General features: G+C 61.9%; 17 protein-coding genes. 10 read left to right on the forward strand and 7 right to left on the reverse strand.

What is annotated here, in order from left to right:
- Nucleotides 1-5 precede the first annotated feature (5 nt).
- Complete coding sequence (ccoS, locus tag ACS5RD_RS05555) at nt 6-164, forward strand: cbb3-type cytochrome oxidase assembly protein CcoS (protein WP_054005472.1); 159 nt, start codon at nt 6-8, stop codon at nt 162-164.
- Between the two features lie 49 nt (nt 165-213).
- Here ccoS and ACS5RD_RS05560 read toward each other — a convergent pair whose 3' ends face one another.
- On the reverse strand, nt 214-768 hold the full coding sequence (locus ACS5RD_RS05560) for a YqgE/AlgH family protein (RefSeq protein ID WP_489930356.1): 555 nt from the start codon (nt 766-768) through the stop codon (nt 214-216).
- A gap of 114 nt (nt 769-882) precedes the next feature.
- Here ACS5RD_RS05560 and ACS5RD_RS05565 point away from each other — a divergent pair, with 114 nt between their 5' ends.
- Nucleotides 883-1695: a protein-disulfide reductase DsbD domain-containing protein gene (locus ACS5RD_RS05565; RefSeq protein WP_489930357.1), complete on the forward strand. Its 813-nt coding sequence runs from the start codon at nt 883-885 to the stop codon at nt 1693-1695.
- An 87-nt stretch (nt 1696-1782) separates the two neighbouring features.
- Here the strand turns inward: ACS5RD_RS05565 and ACS5RD_RS05570 are convergent, their stop codons facing one another.
- Nucleotides 1783-2592, reverse strand: a complete 810-nt coding sequence (locus ACS5RD_RS05570; RefSeq protein WP_489930358.1) for a uracil-DNA glycosylase — start codon at nt 2590-2592, stop codon at nt 1783-1785.
- A 93-nt stretch (nt 2593-2685) separates the two neighbouring features.
- Here ACS5RD_RS05570 and ACS5RD_RS05575 point away from each other — a divergent pair, with 93 nt between their 5' ends.
- The 4 genes from ACS5RD_RS05575 to plsY all read left to right on the forward strand — a co-directional run bounded on the left by ACS5RD_RS05575 (nt 2686) and on the right by plsY (nt 6117).
- The gene (locus tag ACS5RD_RS05575) at nt 2686-3648 is read left to right on the forward strand and encodes an aspartate carbamoyltransferase catalytic subunit (protein ID WP_489930359.1); all 963 of its coding nucleotides are present in this window, start codon (nt 2686-2688) and stop codon (nt 3646-3648) included.
- A 118-nt stretch (nt 3649-3766) separates the two neighbouring features.
- Complete coding sequence (locus ACS5RD_RS05580) at nt 3767-4240, forward strand: DUF4268 domain-containing protein (RefSeq protein WP_489930360.1); 474 nt, start codon at nt 3767-3769, stop codon at nt 4238-4240.
- Complete coding sequence (gene pyrC, locus ACS5RD_RS05585; protein ID WP_489930361.1) at nt 4237-5502, forward strand: dihydroorotase; 1266 nt, start codon at nt 4237-4239, stop codon at nt 5500-5502. The genes ACS5RD_RS05580 and pyrC overlap by 4 nt, the downstream gene beginning before the upstream one ends.
- Before the next feature lie 3 nt (nt 5503-5505).
- Entirely contained in the window at nt 5506-6117 is a 612-nt protein-coding gene (plsY, locus tag ACS5RD_RS05590; protein WP_054005467.1) for a glycerol-3-phosphate 1-O-acyltransferase PlsY, read from the forward strand.
- Between the two features lie 90 nt (nt 6118-6207).
- Here plsY and ACS5RD_RS05595 read toward each other — a convergent pair whose 3' ends face one another.
- The 3 genes from ACS5RD_RS05595 to ACS5RD_RS05605 form a co-directional block, all read right to left on the reverse strand.
- Nucleotides 6208-7551, reverse strand: a complete 1344-nt coding sequence (locus ACS5RD_RS05595; protein ID WP_489930362.1) for a glutamate--cysteine ligase — start codon at nt 7549-7551, stop codon at nt 6208-6210.
- 96 nt (nt 7552-7647) lie between these two features.
- Nucleotides 7648-8193, reverse strand: a complete 546-nt coding sequence (locus tag ACS5RD_RS05600; protein ID WP_489930363.1) for a hypothetical protein — start codon at nt 8191-8193, stop codon at nt 7648-7650.
- Complete coding sequence (locus tag ACS5RD_RS05605) at nt 8190-8915, reverse strand: 16S rRNA (uracil(1498)-N(3))-methyltransferase (protein ID WP_489930364.1); 726 nt, start codon at nt 8913-8915, stop codon at nt 8190-8192. The genes ACS5RD_RS05600 and ACS5RD_RS05605 overlap by 4 nt, the downstream gene beginning before the upstream one ends.
- A gap of 12 nt (nt 8916-8927) precedes the next feature.
- Here ACS5RD_RS05605 and ubiA point away from each other — a divergent pair, with 12 nt between their 5' ends.
- The 3 genes from ubiA to ACS5RD_RS05620 all read left to right on the forward strand — a co-directional run bounded on the left by ubiA (nt 8928) and on the right by ACS5RD_RS05620 (nt 12342).
- A complete protein-coding gene (gene ubiA, locus ACS5RD_RS05610) occupies nt 8928-9887 on the forward strand; it encodes a 4-hydroxybenzoate octaprenyltransferase (RefSeq protein WP_489930365.1) in 960 nt (319 codons plus the stop codon).
- Between the two features lie 81 nt (nt 9888-9968).
- Entirely contained in the window at nt 9969-11996 is a 2028-nt protein-coding gene (locus ACS5RD_RS05615; protein ID WP_489930366.1) for an OmpA family protein, read from the forward strand.
- Between the two features lie 16 nt (nt 11997-12012).
- On the forward strand, nt 12013-12342 hold the full coding sequence (locus tag ACS5RD_RS05620) for a hypothetical protein (protein ID WP_054005461.1): 330 nt from the start codon (nt 12013-12015) through the stop codon (nt 12340-12342).
- Nucleotides 12343-12433: 91 nt separating this feature from the next.
- On the opposite strand, the gene ACS5RD_RS05625 is transcribed toward ACS5RD_RS05620, so the two are convergent.
- On the reverse strand, nt 12434-13216 hold the full coding sequence (locus ACS5RD_RS05625) for an alpha/beta hydrolase (RefSeq protein WP_489930367.1): 783 nt from the start codon (nt 13214-13216) through the stop codon (nt 12434-12436).
- A 109-nt stretch (nt 13217-13325) separates the two neighbouring features.
- Between ACS5RD_RS05625 and ACS5RD_RS05630 the strand changes: the two genes are divergently transcribed.
- The gene (locus tag ACS5RD_RS05630; RefSeq protein WP_489930368.1) at nt 13326-14804 is read left to right on the forward strand and encodes an NAD-dependent succinate-semialdehyde dehydrogenase; all 1479 of its coding nucleotides are present in this window, start codon (nt 13326-13328) and stop codon (nt 14802-14804) included.
- A gap of 58 nt (nt 14805-14862) precedes the next feature.
- On the opposite strand, the gene ACS5RD_RS05635 is transcribed toward ACS5RD_RS05630, so the two are convergent.
- The gene (locus tag ACS5RD_RS05635) at nt 14863-15432 is read right to left on the reverse strand and encodes a DUF1190 domain-containing protein (protein WP_489930369.1); all 570 of its coding nucleotides are present in this window, start codon (nt 15430-15432) and stop codon (nt 14863-14865) included.
- Nucleotides 15433-15435: the final 3 nt, after the last annotated feature.

Below are 15435 nucleotides of genomic sequence, written 5' to 3' on the forward strand. Positions count from 1 at the left end.
AAGTCATGGAAATCCTGTCGATCCTGATTCCGGTGTCATTGCTGCTGGGGGGAGTGGGTTTGCTGGCGTTTATTTGGGCGATGAAGACCAAGCAGTTTGATGATCCTTCGGGTGATGCCAATCGGATTTTGATGAAGGATTGGGACGACAAGCCGAAGCAGTAAGCCGAATTCCGAAACGGAATTCGTGCACGATTTTCGCGGCGAAAATCGGTTAGGCGCGGCCTGAAGTTGCCGATAAGCTAAGCGGTTCGATGCCCATGCCGCGCAAGGCGCCTGCCCATTTGGAGGCGTCGTTTTCGGCGAAGATCAGCGCTTCGGAGGGCTCTACCGTCAGCCAGTCATTGCGGGTGATTTCAGTCTCGAGCTGGCCCGGACCCCAGCCGGAATATCCCAATGCCAGCAGGGCTTTGTCGGGGCCTTGGCCTTGTGCCATCGCTTCCAGTACATCCAGCGTCGCGGTCATGCCAAAGCCGCCTTCGATCTTCAACGTCGCTGGGCCGCCGATGTAATCGGGAGAGTGCAGCACGAAGCCGCGCCCGCGTTCGACCGGGCCGCCGAAATGCACGGCGATCTTGCGGCTTTCCTCGCCCAGCGGGATTTTCAGATGTTCGAGCAGGCCAGAGAACGACATATCGGGCAGGGTTTTGTTGATGATCAGACCCATGGCACCTTCAGGTGTGTGGGCGCAGACGAGGATCACCGCATGTTCAAACCGAGGGTCGCCCATGCCGGGCATTGCAACCAATAGCTTTCCGCAGAGATCCATCGAATCGCGCCCCTATGTCTGGTTGGACTCAAGATGGGCAAAGCCGGATTTGGTTACAAGTCTCTCGCCGGATCGTGATTTCCCCGAAGGCGGCGCTTTGCTTATGACAGTCTCATGCTGAAAGTCCTGACATTCGCGCTCTGCGCCGCTTCGCCTGCCCTTGCGCTTTGTGCAGCGACGGCTGTTTTTGCCACCACGCAGGACGATGTCTTGCAGGCTGATCTTCTGCCGGGTTGGCAGATGCAGAATGGCCATCACATGGCGGGGTTGCGGCTGCGGCTTGCGCCGGATTGGAAGACCTATTGGCGCAGCCCCGGTGAGGCTGGGATTCCGCCATTGTTCAACTGGTCGGGTTCGGTGAACGTCAAATCGGTGCTTGTGCATTGGCCGAGCCCGGTGGTGTTTCACACCAATGGCATGCAGACGATTGGCTATCACGAAGGCGTGGTGCTGCCGCTGGAGGTGGTGCCGCTGGATGCGTCCAAGCCCGTGGAGTTGCGGGCCGGGGTTGATCTGGGGGTGTGCAATCAGATTTGCATGCCAGCGGAGGTGCAGCTTACCGCCGTTTTGGATGCGGGTGCGCCTGATGCGGCGATCAACGCGGCTTTGCGGGCGCAGCCTGTGGGCGGCAAGGCGGCGGGGTTGCGGGCGATTTCTTGCGAGGTGGCCCCGATTGTCGACGGGTTGCGGTTGACCGCAGTGCTGGATTTGCCGCAGCGTGGGGCCGAGACGGTGGTCTTTGAAACCTCGGATGCAAGCGTCTGGGTGGGTGAGGCGGAAAGCACGCGGGCTGGCGGGCGGTTGACGGCAGGCGTCGATCTGGTGGCCAGCAGCGGAGCACCCTTTGCGCTGGATCGCTCGGGCGTGGTGGTGACTGTGTTGGGGCCCGGTGGGTCAGTCGAGATCGCAGGTTGCCCCGCGCCGTGAGGGTCAAGGCGGAGGGGGCCTCCTGCGGGCATATTTGAGCAGAGAGGACGACCTTGGGGGCCATTTTCATCCGAGCGGGGCGGCTTTTTACCTGCGTAGTTTGGTCTGCAGCGACAGAAGGTCGGCCCAAGCTTCGCGTTTGGCGATGGGGTTGCGCAGCAGGTAAGCGGGGTGGGTCATCGGCAGCACGGGTTTGCCTAGTGCTTCGGTCCAGTTGCCCCGCGCGCGCAGGATGCCTTTGGTGTTCAGGAGGGTTTGCAGCGGCGTGTTGCCGACCAGCACGATGACATCGGGATTGATCAAGGCGATGTGACGTTCCACGAAGGGGCGCATCATGGCGATTTCATCCAGCGAGGGGTCGCGGTTTTGCGGCGGGCGCCATGGCAGGGTGTTGGTGATATAGAGCGCGGTTTCGGGGTCGGGCGAGGTGCGGGCAAGGCCGATGGCGGCGAACATGCGGTCGAGCAGTTGTCCGGCGCGGCCGACGAAGGGGCGGCCTTCGCGGTCTTCTTCCACACCGGGGGCTTCGCCGAGGATCAGCACGCGGGCCTTTGGGTTGCCGTCGGCGAAGACGAGGTTGCGCGCGCCGCGTTTGAGTTCGCAATGCTCGAAGGCGGCGACGGCTTCGCGCAGAGACTCTAGCGTTTCGCAATGGCTGGCCGCCGCGCGCGCCTCAAAGATCGCAGCCTCGGGGTTGGGGGCTTCTGGTTCTGGCGGCGGCGCTGGTTTGGGCGCGGCGACGATGGGCCCGGGAGGCGGGGCTTTGATCGGCTCGGGCAAGTCGTAGCGGTTCAGCGGGGATTCGACGCTGATGTCGGTCAGGCCGAGATCGACCTGCCAAGCCAAGGCTGCCAAGGCGGCGTGCCAGTCGCCTGCAATGTTGGAGTCGATTCCCATTGTGGCAAAGTAGGGGGCTTGCGACTGGGGAACAAGCCTTGCCGGGGGCGCTTGGGGTTTCTATAAGCGGCAAAACATGCCCTGGAGATGCCGATGAGCTTTCGCGCCCGCCACCTGCTTGGGATCGAGCAACTTTCGCCTTTGGAAATCACCACGATCTTGGATTTGGCGGATCGCTATGTCGATCTGAACCGCCGCACGGTGAAATCGTCGGATGCTTTGGCGGGGCTGACGCAGATCAACATGTTCTTTGAGAACTCCACCCGCACGCAGGCCAGTTTTGAGTTGGCCGGGAAACGGCTGGGCGCGGATGTGATGAATATGTCGGTTGGCTCGTCTTCGGTGAAGAAAGGCGAGACGCTGATTGATACCGCGATGACGCTGAACGCGATGCACCCGGATTTGCTGGTGGTGCGGCATGGTGCGTCTGGGGCGGTGAATTTGCTGGCCTCGAAGGTCAACTGCGCGGTGCTGAACGCGGGCGATGGGCGGCATGAGCATCCGACGCAGGCACTGCTCGATGCGCTGACCATCCGGCGGGCGAAGGGGCGGATTCAGCGGCTGACGATTGCGATTTGCGGCGATATTGCGCATTCGCGCGTCGCCCGCAGCAATTTGATTTTGCTGGGCAAGATGGAGAACCGGCTGCGGTTGATTGCGCCGCCAACCTTGATGCCAGCGGGGGTGGAGCATTTCGGCTGTGAGTTATACGACGACATGCGCAAGGGGCTTGAGGGCGCGGATGTGGTGATGATGCTGCGGCTTCAGAAGGAACGGATGGATGGCGGGTTTATTCCGTCCGAGCGGGAATATTACCACCGCTATGGGCTGGACGCCGAGAAGCTGTCGTTTGCAAAGCCGGATGCGATTGTGATGCATCCGGGGCCGATGAACCGGGGCGTCGAGATTGACGGCGAGTTGGCGGATGACATCAACCGCTCGGTGATCCAGGATCAGGTGGAGATGGGCGTGGCGGTGCGGATGGCCTGCATGGACCTCCTGGCGCGCAATCTGCGGGCGGAACGCGGGCGGGTGGCTGTGGGGGTGCTGGTATGAGCGAGAAGCCCAAGCGGAAATGGTCGGATGCCCGGATGAGCGGGATGGTGGCAACCGGGGTGCTGGTGTTTCTGGCGGTGTTTACAGTGGCGTTTGTTTGGATGGCGGGGTGAGGGGGATGATTGCTTCTCAGGCTTTGACTGCCACTGAATATCCGGATTTCTGGCGAGCTTTCGCCGCCAAGCTAGAACGGGAATCCATTTTTCCTCCCGCTCATCGGTCGACAAAGAAAAACTGGATTGGGTTTCCCATTGGCACCGCTGGAACTCACCTCCATGTTGCTGTCATTTCGCAGGAAGCGAAATTTCGTGTTGGCCTTACGCTGCAAAATCCAATGGCGACCGAGTGGTTCTTGGAACTCAAGCGCAGCAGAACTGCAATAGAGCGCGCGTTTGGCGAGCCACTGTTTTGGGACGAAAAGCCACTCGTGCAGCGATGCGCAATAACTTCTTCGATTTCTGCCCCAAATCTGGCTGATCGCTGCACTTGGGATGCGGCATTTGACTGGGCAGCGCCTCGCATAGCGAGGCTTGATCTCGTGTTCCGAGATCGGCTCGCAACAATTTCCAGTGAAACGAAAGGGGCAAAATGACCCTCCACTTCACCAACGCCCGCCTGATCAACCCGGAGTCCGGCACGGATGAGATCGGCTCTTTGACCATCGACAACGGTGTGATTGTGGCCCTCGATGGCGAGGCTCCGCTGGGGGCAGCGGAGGTGGATTGCGGCGGGCATTGTCTGGCTCCGGGGATCGTCGATATCGGCGTCAAGATCGGTGAACCCGGCGAGCGGCATAAGGAATCGTTCCGCTCGGCGGGGTTGGCGGCTTCGGCGGGCGGGATCACCACGATGGTGGTGCGGCCCGATACCACGCCGTCGATCGACACGCCGGAGGTGTTGGAATTTGTGACCCGGCGCGCGGGGGAGGCGCGGGTGCGGATCAGGCATATGGCGGCGCTGACCAAGGGCCGTTTGGGCCATGAGATGACCGAGATCGGGTTTCTGCTCGATGCGGGGGCTGTGGCGTTTACCGATGTGTTCAAGGTTTCCAGCGATACCAAGGCGTTAAGCCGGGCGTTCACCTATGCGCGATCCTTGGGGGCCTTGGTGATCGGACATCCGCAGGAACCGGGGTTGTCGGCGGGGGCGGCGGCGACTTCTGGGAAGTTTGCGTCTTTGCGCGGGTTGCCGGGGGTTTCGGCGATGGCGGAGCGGATTGGGCTCGACCGTGATCTGGGCTTGGTTGAGATGACCGGGGTGCGGTATCACGTCGATCAGATCACCACGGCGCGCAGTTTGCCTGCGTTGGAGCGCGCAAAAGCGAATGGGTTTGATGTGACGGCGGGGGTGTCGATCCATCATCTGACGCTGAATGAGATTGATGTCGGCGATTACCGGACGTTCTTCAAGTTCACCCCGCCGCTGCGCTCGGAAGAAGACCGGATGGCGATGGTGCAGGCGGTGGCGGAGGGGCTGATCGACGTGATCGGGTCATTTCATACTCCGGCGGATGAGGAGAGCAAGCGGCTGCCGTTTGAGGAAGCGGCTTCGGGGGCGGTGGGGTTGGAGACGTTGCTGCCTGCGGCGTTGCGGCTGTATCATGCGGGGCAGTTGGATTTGCCGACACTGTTCCGGGCGTTGTCTTTGAACCCCTCGAAACGGCTGGGGTTGCCGCAGGGGCGGCTTTCGGTGGGGGCTCCGGCGGATTTGGTGCTGTTCGACCCCTACGCGCCTTACCTGCTAGATCGGTTCAAATTGCACTCGAAATCCAAGAACACACCGTTTGACGGCTGCCGGATGGAGGGTAAGGTGCTGGCAACTTATGTCGCGGGCCAAGCGGTTTATCAGGGGTAAGATATGCCAGAGATTGTTTCTTCGCCGTTGGTTTTGGTAGCGGTCGCGGTGCTGGCCTATCTGCTTGGGTCGGTGCCGTTTGGCGTGGTGATCACGCGGGCGCTGGGTCTGGGGGATTTGCGTTCTATCGGCTCGGGGAACATTGGCGCGACCAATGTGCTGCGGACGGGGAACAAGGGTGCGGCCTTGGCGACACTGATCCTGGATGCGGCGAAGGGCGGTATCGCGGTGCTGATCGCGCGCTATGCGGTGGGAGAGGATGCGGCGCAACTGGCCGGGTTAGCGGCCTTTCTCGGGCATCTGTTCCCGGTTTGGCTGGGGTTTAAAGGCGGCAAAGGGGTGGCGACATTCCTTGGCACGTTGTTGGCTTTGGCTTGGCCGGTGGGGCTGGCGGCCTGTGCGACTTGGGCGTTGGCGGCGGCTGTGTGGCGGATATCGTCGCTGGCGGCACTGGTGGCGGCGGCCTTGTCCGGGCTGTGGCTGTTCATGTTCGATCAGGGCCAGATGCTGGCTCTGGTGTTCATTCTCACCGTGCTGGTCTACATCCGGCACTGGCCAAATTTGCAGCGCCTTAAAGCGGGAACGGAGCCGAGGATCGGGGCGAAGAAGGCCTAAAGGATTTGCTCTTTTTGAAATACTCCCGCCGGAGGCTTCTGGCATAAATGCAGTTAGCCTACGGCGGGGATATTTAGGCCAGAGTGAAACCTAGAGGCTCGACGCCTCATAGATCGGCGTCAGGCTTTTGCCCCATGCGCCGTTATAGAGATCCAGCCAGCGGTCGGCTTGGGTCTTCTCGGTGGCGAGGTTTTGCACGAGGGGGGCGAGGTAGCGCTGCTCATCAAGGCCACGGGCAGCGAGGCCTGCGTGCGACAGGCCGACGGCGGCGCGGGCGAGGTCTAGCAGTTTGATGCCGTTGGCTTCGGCTTGCAGGGCGCTGACAGACGCGTTGACGCGCAGGGCTTCGCGGGTCTCGGTGTCAAAACCTTTGACCAGATCCCATGCGGCGTCCAATGCAGCGTCGTCATACATTAGGCCGACCCAGAAAGCGGGTAGCGCGTCGATATGGGCTTGGTCGCCGCAATCTGCCCCGCGCATTTCGATGTATTTCTTCACGCGGGCTTCGGGGAACACGGTGGTCATATGGTCGGCCCAGTCGGACAGGGTGGGCTTTTCACCGGGCAAAGCGGGCAGGTTTCCAGCGAGGAAGTCGCGGAAGGATTGACCCAAAGCGTTGATATATTTGCCGTCGCGGTAGACGAAATACATCGGGGCGTCCAAGACCCAGTCTACATATTGTTGGAAGCCGAAACCTTGATCGAAGGCGAAGGGCAGCATTCCGGTGCGGGCATTGTCCAAGCCGCGCCAGATGCGGCTGCGCCATGATTTATGGGCATTGGGTTTTCCATCGAAGAACGGCGAGGAGGCGAACAGGGCGGTGGCGACGGGTTGTAAGGCGAGGGCGACGCGGAGTTTTTTCACCATATCGGCCTCCGACGCGTAGTCGAGGTTCACCTGCACGGTGCAGGTGCGATACATCATCTGGGTGCCATGAGTGCCGACGCGGCCCATATAATCGGTCATCAGACGGTAACGGCCTTTTGGCATCACCGGCATGGTCTGGGCCGACCATTCCGGCGCGGCCCCGATCCCCATGAATTTGATGCCCAGAGGATCGGCGATGGCGCGGACCTCGTCGAGGTGATTTTGCAATTCAGCCGCGCCTTGGTGCAAGTTTTCCAAGGGCGCACCGGAGAGTTCAAACTGGCCACCCGGCTCAAGGCTGATGTTCGCGCCGTTGCGCGTCATGCCGATGATGTTCTCGGCTTCCAGCACCGGGGTCCAGCCGAAGCCTTGCAGGCCCGCGAATAGGGCGGATACTGAACGGTCGCCAGCATAGGGCAGCGGCGCGCGGCTGTCGGTCAGCCAGCCGAATTTCTCATGCTCGGTGCCGATGCGCCAATCGGCTTTCGGTTTACTGCCGGACTCCATCAACTCGGCCAGTTGCGCGAAGTCTTCGATGGGGCCGCCGCCGGATTGAGGAATCGACATGGGGCAGAGCCCTTTCGCTTTGGAAATTTCAGGATGCAACTGGTGAAGCGGCGGCGTTGCTAAGTCAAGAGTGGCCGCACGCGCGTTACAATAGGTTCACTCGCGGGAAAGTGCGCCGATAGCGGGGCGGTGCCAGATGGTTTTGGTTTCCGCCGCCAGCGCCAGATGGCTGGAGCCGGTGCTGGGTTTGGCATCTAGGGCGGCGACAAGGGCGAGGGTGTTCATGCCGGGCAGACTGGCGAAGGCATCGAACAGTTTGTCGGCTCCGGTGGCGTCAACCGGGATCAGCAGGGCTTGGCCATCGGCTTGTTTGAGCCGCCAGACGCGGCGACCGCGCAGAGAGAGCAGGCGCAGCTCGGTCAGCTCGGGGATTGAGACATAGCCGCCGGTTTGTGGCCCGAGATAGCCGATCTGGCCTTCATCGACCTCGACAATGCCGGGGGCCTCGACGGTTTGGGCAAAGCGCTGGCGGCGCAGCGCAAGGATGGCCCAAGCCACGCCGAATGCACCGATGGCGGTGCCAACAGGGGTGAGCAGGTAGCCACCTAATAGGATCAGCCAGAGGCCGAAGCCTATGATGGCAGATGCCCAGATCACTTCGGAGAAGCGCCGCAGCATGGCGAGGAACTCGGGGCGGATCATGCCCAGTCGCCTAAGGTCGCTTGCCACAGGGTGAGGGCTGCGACGGCGGCGGTGTCAGCGCGCAGGATGCGGGGGCCGAGGGCGGTGGGGTGGATTTGCGGCAGCGCGCGCAGGCGGGTTTGTTCGTCTGCCGAGAAGCCGCCTTCGGGGCCGATCAGGATGGCCCATTTTCCGCCGCGTGGGCCACTTAGGGCCGGGGCTTGGCCGACCATCGCCTCATCACACCACAGCAGCTTGCGGTCTGCGGGGAGAGTGGTGAGGAATTTATCCAAGCTGGTCAGGTCGCTGACTTCGGGGACAAAGGTGGCGCCGCATTGCTCGGCCGCCTCCAAAGCGTGGGCTTGCAGGCGGTCTTGGCGGATGCGTTCGGCGTTGGTGTGGCGGGTTTGCACCGGGATGATGCGGGCGGCCCCGAGTTCGGTGGCTTTCTCGACGATGAAATCGGTGCGGGCTTTTTTGATCGGCGCGAAGGCGAGCCAGAGATCGGGGGGCAGGCGCAAAGGCGCGGTTTGATCGGTGCAGATCAGGATGCCGCCGCGTTTGCCAGCCTCGGCAATTTCCGCGCGCCATTCACCGTCGCGGCCATTGAACAGGGCCACAGGCGCGCCGCGCGCAAGCCGCATCACGTTGAAAAGATAGTGGGCCTGATCGGCGTTGACGGCCACGGCTTGCCCATGCGCCAGTGCCTGATCTACATAGAGGCGGATTTTTGCATCTGTCATGCTGGGGAATCTATGTCTGAGTTTGCGGAAAAACCAGAGGCCACGGTGGCGGATGCGCCGAAAGACAACTGGGTGGATCGCTTTGCGCCACAGGCGGCCCGGCCCTATCTGCGATTGAGCCGTGCGGATCGCCCAATTGGGACGTGGCTTTTACTGATCCCGTGCTGGTGGGGCATTGCGCTGGCGGGCTTGAGCGATGGCTTCAGTCGCTGGGATCTGTGGTTGGCGGTGTCTTCGGCCTTGGGCGCGTTTCTGATGCGCGGGGCGGGGTGCACCTGGAACGACATTGCGGATCGTGAGATTGACGCAAGCGTGGCGCGGACGCGCAGCAGGCCGCTGCCCTCGGGGGCGGTGACGGTTCGGGGCGCGCTGCTGTGGATGGCGGTGCAGGCGGCGCTCGCGGCGCTTATTTTGTTCACTTACAACTGGTTGGCGATTGGGTTGGGGGTGGCGTCGCTGGGGTTGGTGCTGATTTATCCGTTCGCCAAGCGATTTACCTGGTGGCCGCAGGCGTTTCTGGGGCTGGCGTTCAACTGGGGGGCGGTGCTGGTGTATGCCGCCCATGCCGGCGAGGTGCGGCTGCCTGCGGTGCTGTTGTATGGCGCGGGCATCGCTTGGACATTGTTCTATGACACGATTTATGCGCATCAGGACCGCGAGGATGACGCGCTGATCGGGGTGAAATCGACGGCGCGGCTGTTTGGTGACAACTCGCGGGCGTGGCTGCGCGGGTTTATGGTGGTGGCGGTGGTTTTGATGGCGGGCGCGGTGATCAGCATCCCGATTCCCCCCGGCAAAATGCTTGCGTTGATCCTTGCTTTGGCGGGGGTCTGGGGCTTTGGTTGGCATATGGCGTGGCAGCTGCGTGGCTTAAATATCGACGATCCGGCGCAATGTCGGCGATTGTTTCTATCCAACCGCGATGCTGGCCTCATTCCTGCGCTGTTTCTTGCCGTTGCGGTGTTCCTTTGATTGATCCGGGGGGACGCGCGCTTTATGCAGACCGGGACCGGGTGGCCTGCTGTCCTCCGGCGGCGTTTCTGACAGACCGAGTTGAATGACCCCGTGGTAACATTGCCGAAACTCAGCCTTACCCAGCTTCCTGCGAAGTATCTTGCCCCCTGCGCATTTATCGCGGCGGGGATGGTTTCGGTGCTGGTGGCCTGGGGTGCGGCTGTGCTGGTTGAGAATATTTCCGCCCGGGCGGTGAAATCCATGCTGCTGACCGAGGGCATCACCTTTGCCAGCGTCACCCCGGATGGCTTGCAAATTCACCTAAACGGGACAGCTCCGAATGAGGCCATGCGGTACAAAGTGGTCAATCTTGTGGGCGGCCTGATCGATTCGTCCCGCATACGCGACCGGCTGGAGGTGACTCCGGTGAAGGCGATTGAAGCGCCCCGGTTTTCGGTGGAAATGCTGCGCAACGATGATGGGATTCAGTTGATCGGTTTGTTGCCGGAAAGCGATGAGCTGCAGGGCGTCAAAGACACGGCGCAGGCGCTTTCCCCGGATATTCCACTGTCGGATATGTTGGAGACGGCGGCCTATCCGGCGCCGGAAGGCTGGGATGCGGCGCTGACCTATGGGTTGAACGCGCTGAGCATGTTGCCGCGATCAAAGATTTCGGTGGCGGCGGATCAGGTGGCGATCACCGCGATTGCTGGATCTGAGGCCGAAAAGCGCAGTTTTGAGAAGCAGTTGAACAGCGCGAAGCCTGCGGGGCTGGCGGTGAAGATTGAGATTTCGGCGCCGCGTCCGGTGCTGACGCCGTTCACGCTGCGCTTTGTGAAAGACGCCGAGGGCGCGCGGTTTGATGCCTGTTCGGCGGATACCGAGGTGGCGCGCGCGAAGATTTTGGCGGCGGCGGGGGCTGCGGGTGCCGTGGGACGCAATGCTTGCACCATCGGGCTGGGCGTGCCAACGCCGCGCTGGGCTGATGCCACCATCGCCGGGATCAAAGCGGTGGCGCAGTTGCAAAGCGCGACGCTGACCTTCGCGGATGCCGATGTGACGCTGTTGGCGGGTGCCGATGTGCCGCAGGCGGATTTTGACCGGGTGGTTGGAGAATTGGGTGCAGCGCTGCCGGATGTGTTCTCGCTGAAAGCAACGCTGGAGAAGAAGGCCACAGGTGGAGTTGCAGGCCCGGCTGAGTTCACCGCCAAGCTCGCGCCTGAGACGCATCGGTTGGAGATGCGCGGTCGTCTGACTGATGAGGTGTTGCGCAAAGCCGTTGACAGCTTTGCCAAGGCCGAGTTTGGCAGCAACACTTACCTTGCGACCCGGATGGACCCCGAACTGCCGACCGGCTGGCCGTTGCGGGTGCTGGCTGGGCTGCAGGCTTTGGGAGAGTTGGACAACGGCACCCTGCTGGTGCGGGCTGATACGGTGGAACTGAAGGGTATCACTGGGTCGCAATCCGCCAAGGTCCGAATCTCGCAGATTCTTTCCGAGAAACTCGGACAGGGCCAGACCTTTAAGGTCGATGTGAAATACGACAAGGCGCTTGATCCGTTGGCGGGGATCCCGACCTCGGAAGAATGTGCGCAGGACGTTGATGACGTGGTGGCGCGGCAGAAGATCACCTTCACGCCGGGGTCGGCCGAAATCGCCTCGGCTGCCAGTGGCGTGATGAAGGCGTTGGCGGATGTGCTGAAAGCCTGTCCGGGCGTCAAACTGGAAGTCGCTGGCTATACCGATTCGCAAGGCTCGGACGGCGGCAACCTTGCGCTGTCGCAAGCCCGGGCGGAAACCGTGGTGTTGGCTTTGCAGGGGCGGCAGATTGATGTTTCTGGCATGGTGGCGCGCGGCTATGGCGAGGCCGATCCCTTGGCCGACAATGGCACCGAAGCCGGGCGGGAGGCCAATCGGCGGATTGAATTCCGGTTGATCGGGGCGCCAAAGCCCGCCTCTCCCGATGCTGGTAAGGCGGCAGCGACAGCGGCGCAGGGTTCGGATGCGGCGCAGAGTACGGTCAAAGCCGCGCAGGAGGGCCCGGATTTTTCGGGCGATACCAGCCCTTCGGTGGCACCACATAAAAAAACCATCGCGCCAAAGCCGCGACCGAAGAAGTCAGAATGATGTTGGGGATGCAGCTATGAACCGCACCGAATTTATCGCGGCCACTGCCGTCATCCTGCTGTTGGCCTTCGCGGCGGGCTGGTTCACCTATTGGTTGCTGCACCGCTTTACCCGTGTGGCGGGCGGCGATATGGCGGAAATGGACCGGATGGCGCAATCTTTGCATGAAGCGGAGGAGATGCGCGATCAGGCGATTGTTTACCTCGAAAGCCGTGAGGGCGAGTTGATGAACCAGATCGCCCAGTCTGAGGCCGAATTGCGCGCTGCGATGGAAGGGTTGCGCGATGCGCGGCACGAGGCGGAAGAAATGCGCGCCTATATTGAGCGGATGCACGCGAATAGTTAGGCGGCTGCTATTTTTGGGAAAAATCAGGGGCATTCTGCCCCTCGGCGCGGCGCGCCTCACCCCTGAGGATATTTGAGCGCAGAGGATGGGCTTAGAGGCCTTTGAGGCAGGTTTGTATCAACGGTGAGTTCGGGTCTTCCAGTGCGTCAATCACGTTGTAGTGGTGGGTGCCGGGATCGACCGTCCACGGGCAGTTCCAGTTTTCCGACAGGGTGCGGGCTTGCCATAGGAAGGCGGGACGTTCTGCGCCTCCGACCCAGATATGGGCTTGGGTGGTCAGGGCGTGGCGGGCGGGGCTTTCGGCTTCGATTTCTTCGGGGTCGAGGAGCAGGTTGGTTTGCATGTCGGTTTGCGAGAGCGGCTCTAGGTCGGCGAGGGGCGAGATTGGTACGATGCGGGTGAGCCGGGCTTGTAGGGTGCCACTGCGGTCGGGGTTGCCCATCCGGGCGGTGAGATGACCGCCTGCGGAATGGCCGGTGATGACGAGCGGGCCTTCGACAAGCGCGCAGGCGGCGGTGATAGCGACGTCAACCTCGGCGGTGATTTGGGCGATGCGGCCTTCAGGAGCGAGGGTGTAGCCGGGCAGCGCACATGCCCAGCCTTGAGCGATGGCACCTGCGGCGAGGTGGGACCAGAGGCTTTTGTCGGTTTCCAGCCAGTAGCCGCCGTGGATGAACACCATCAGGCCTTTCGGTGTGGCTTCGGGCAGGTACAGATCGAAGCGGTTGCGCGGGGCGGGGCCGTAGGCGATGTCAAGGCGCGCGCGGGGGCCGAGGCTTTCGCGGAAAGCGGCGGCCTTGGCGGTCCACAGCGCAGGCAGCGCCTCGGACCCCGGAATGAAGGCGCCGTTCAGATATTCGCGGGTCATGTCCATCGGTATCACTCCAGTTTGACGCCAGCTTTAGGTCCAGCATTGGTGGAGGATGTGGACTTTTAAGTCCAGAGCGGGCAAGCAGGGGCAACCCGTGCTAATGGAGGCCCCCATGCTCGATTCCGTGACCGATCTGCGTTCGTTGTTGAAAGACCCCAGCTTGCTTCCGAACAAGGCCTATGTGGCGGGGCAATGGATTGAGGCCGCCGATGGTGCGACCTTTGCCGTCACCAACCCGGCGCGCGGCGATGTGATTGCCCATGTGCCTGACCTGACCCGTGCCGATGCCGCGCGCGCGATTGCCGCCGCCGATGTGGCCCGCAAGGAATGGGCTGCGCGCACCGGCAAAGAACGCGCGCAGGTGATGCGCAAATGGTTTGATCTGTGCATGGCGGCGCAGGAGGATCTGGCGACGATTCTGACCGCCGAGATGGGTAAGCCGTTGGCTGAAGCCAAGGGCGAGATCGCTTATGGTTCGGCCTATATCGAATGGTTCGGCGAAGAGGCCAAGCGCACTTACGGGCAGATCATTCCCGGCCATATGCGTGACAAGCGGATTTCTGTGCTGAAACAGCCGATTGGGGTGTGTGCCTCGATCACGCCGTGGAACTTCCCGAATGCGATGATCGCGCGCAAGGTGGCCCCAGCTTTGGCGGCGGGCTGTGGCTTTGTGGCGCGGCCTGCGGCGGAAACGCCATTGTCTGCGATTGCTTTGGCGGTGTTGGCGGAGCGGGCTGGCGTGCCGGGCGGTGTGTTCTCGGTGATCACTTCCTCGCGGTCTTCCGAGATCGGCAAGGAGTTCTGTGAGAATCCGGCTATTCGCAAGATCACCTTTACGGGTTCGACCGAAGTGGGTCGCATCCTGCTGCGGCAGGCGGCAGAGCAGGTGTTAAAATGCTCGATGGAATTGGGCGGCAACGCGCCGTTTATCGTGTTTGACGATGCCGATCTGGATGCGGCGGTCGAGGGTGCGATGATTTCCAAGTTCCGCAACAACGGCCAGACCTGCGTCTGTGCGAACCGGATTTATGTGCAGGCTGGGGTGTATGATGCCTTTGCTGAGAAGCTGGCGGCCGCGGTCAGCAAGTTGGCGATTGGCGATGGTTTGACGGCGGGCGTGACCACCGGGCCTTTGATCAACGAAGATGCGGTTGAGAAGGTGGAAGAACATATCGCTGATGTGTTGGCGGGTGGCGGCAAGGTGTTGACCGGCGGTGCGCGGCACGCTTTGGGCGGCACGTTCTTTCAGCCGACGGTGGTGACGGGGGTTACGCCTGCGATGAAGGTGGCCAATGAGGAAACCTTCGGCCCACTGGCGCCGTTGTTCAAGTTCGATACCGAGGAAGAAGTGATCCGCCGCGCCAATGATACGATCTTTGGTCTGGCCAGCTACTTCTATGCCAAGGATATCGGCCGGATCACGCGTGTGCAGGAACAGCTGGAATACGGCATGGTGGGTGTGAACACCGGGCTGATTTCCAATGAGATGGCACCGTTTGGCGGCGTGAAGCAGTCGGGCTTGGGCCGTGAAGGATCGAGCCACGGCATCGACGATTACATGGAGCTGAAATACGTCTGCTTGTCGGTTTAATTCGGGCAGACGAGCACTCAGATGAAAAGCGGCGCGTGGCAACCTGCGCCGTTTTTGTTTAGCCGCCCACTGCCCGGTTCGCGCCCGAGCCACCAAAGCCGCCGCGCGATTGCACTTGGGTTTTCGTCATCGGGGCCAAGCCCTTGGTGACCGGAGCCTTGTTGAACGCACTGGCATTGATAGTGCCGCCGCTGTTGAGATTGCTGATCCGGGTGCCGCCGTTCGGTGTGGAATAACCTCCGCCCGCCGTCTGCACCACCGGCTGCGACATCACCCGACCGCCGCCCAAGGCTTGCCCGATCATATAGCCCATCAACAAAGGCATGAACACCGAACCGCCACCGCCGCTGTTCGCCGCCGCATCGCCGCCACAGGCCCCCGCGCCATGCTCGGCCTCGCACAACTCGCGGCTTTCATAGCGGGGTGCGGTTTCGTCATGCAGCTTTTGCGCCTCGGCAAAGGCGGTTTCGCAATCGGCAGCGCTGAACCAACCGTCAGGGCTGGCCTCGGCCAGACAGCTTGCCTTGTCGGCAAAGGCGCTGGCTTCGGTCTTTTCCTCGGTGCAGGCGGCGACCCCGAAGGCGGCGGCCCCGAGCAAAGCCAATGCGACATGACGTGAGCGTTTCATTGG

This window comes from Cypionkella sp. PAMC25878 (assembly GCF_058135695.1).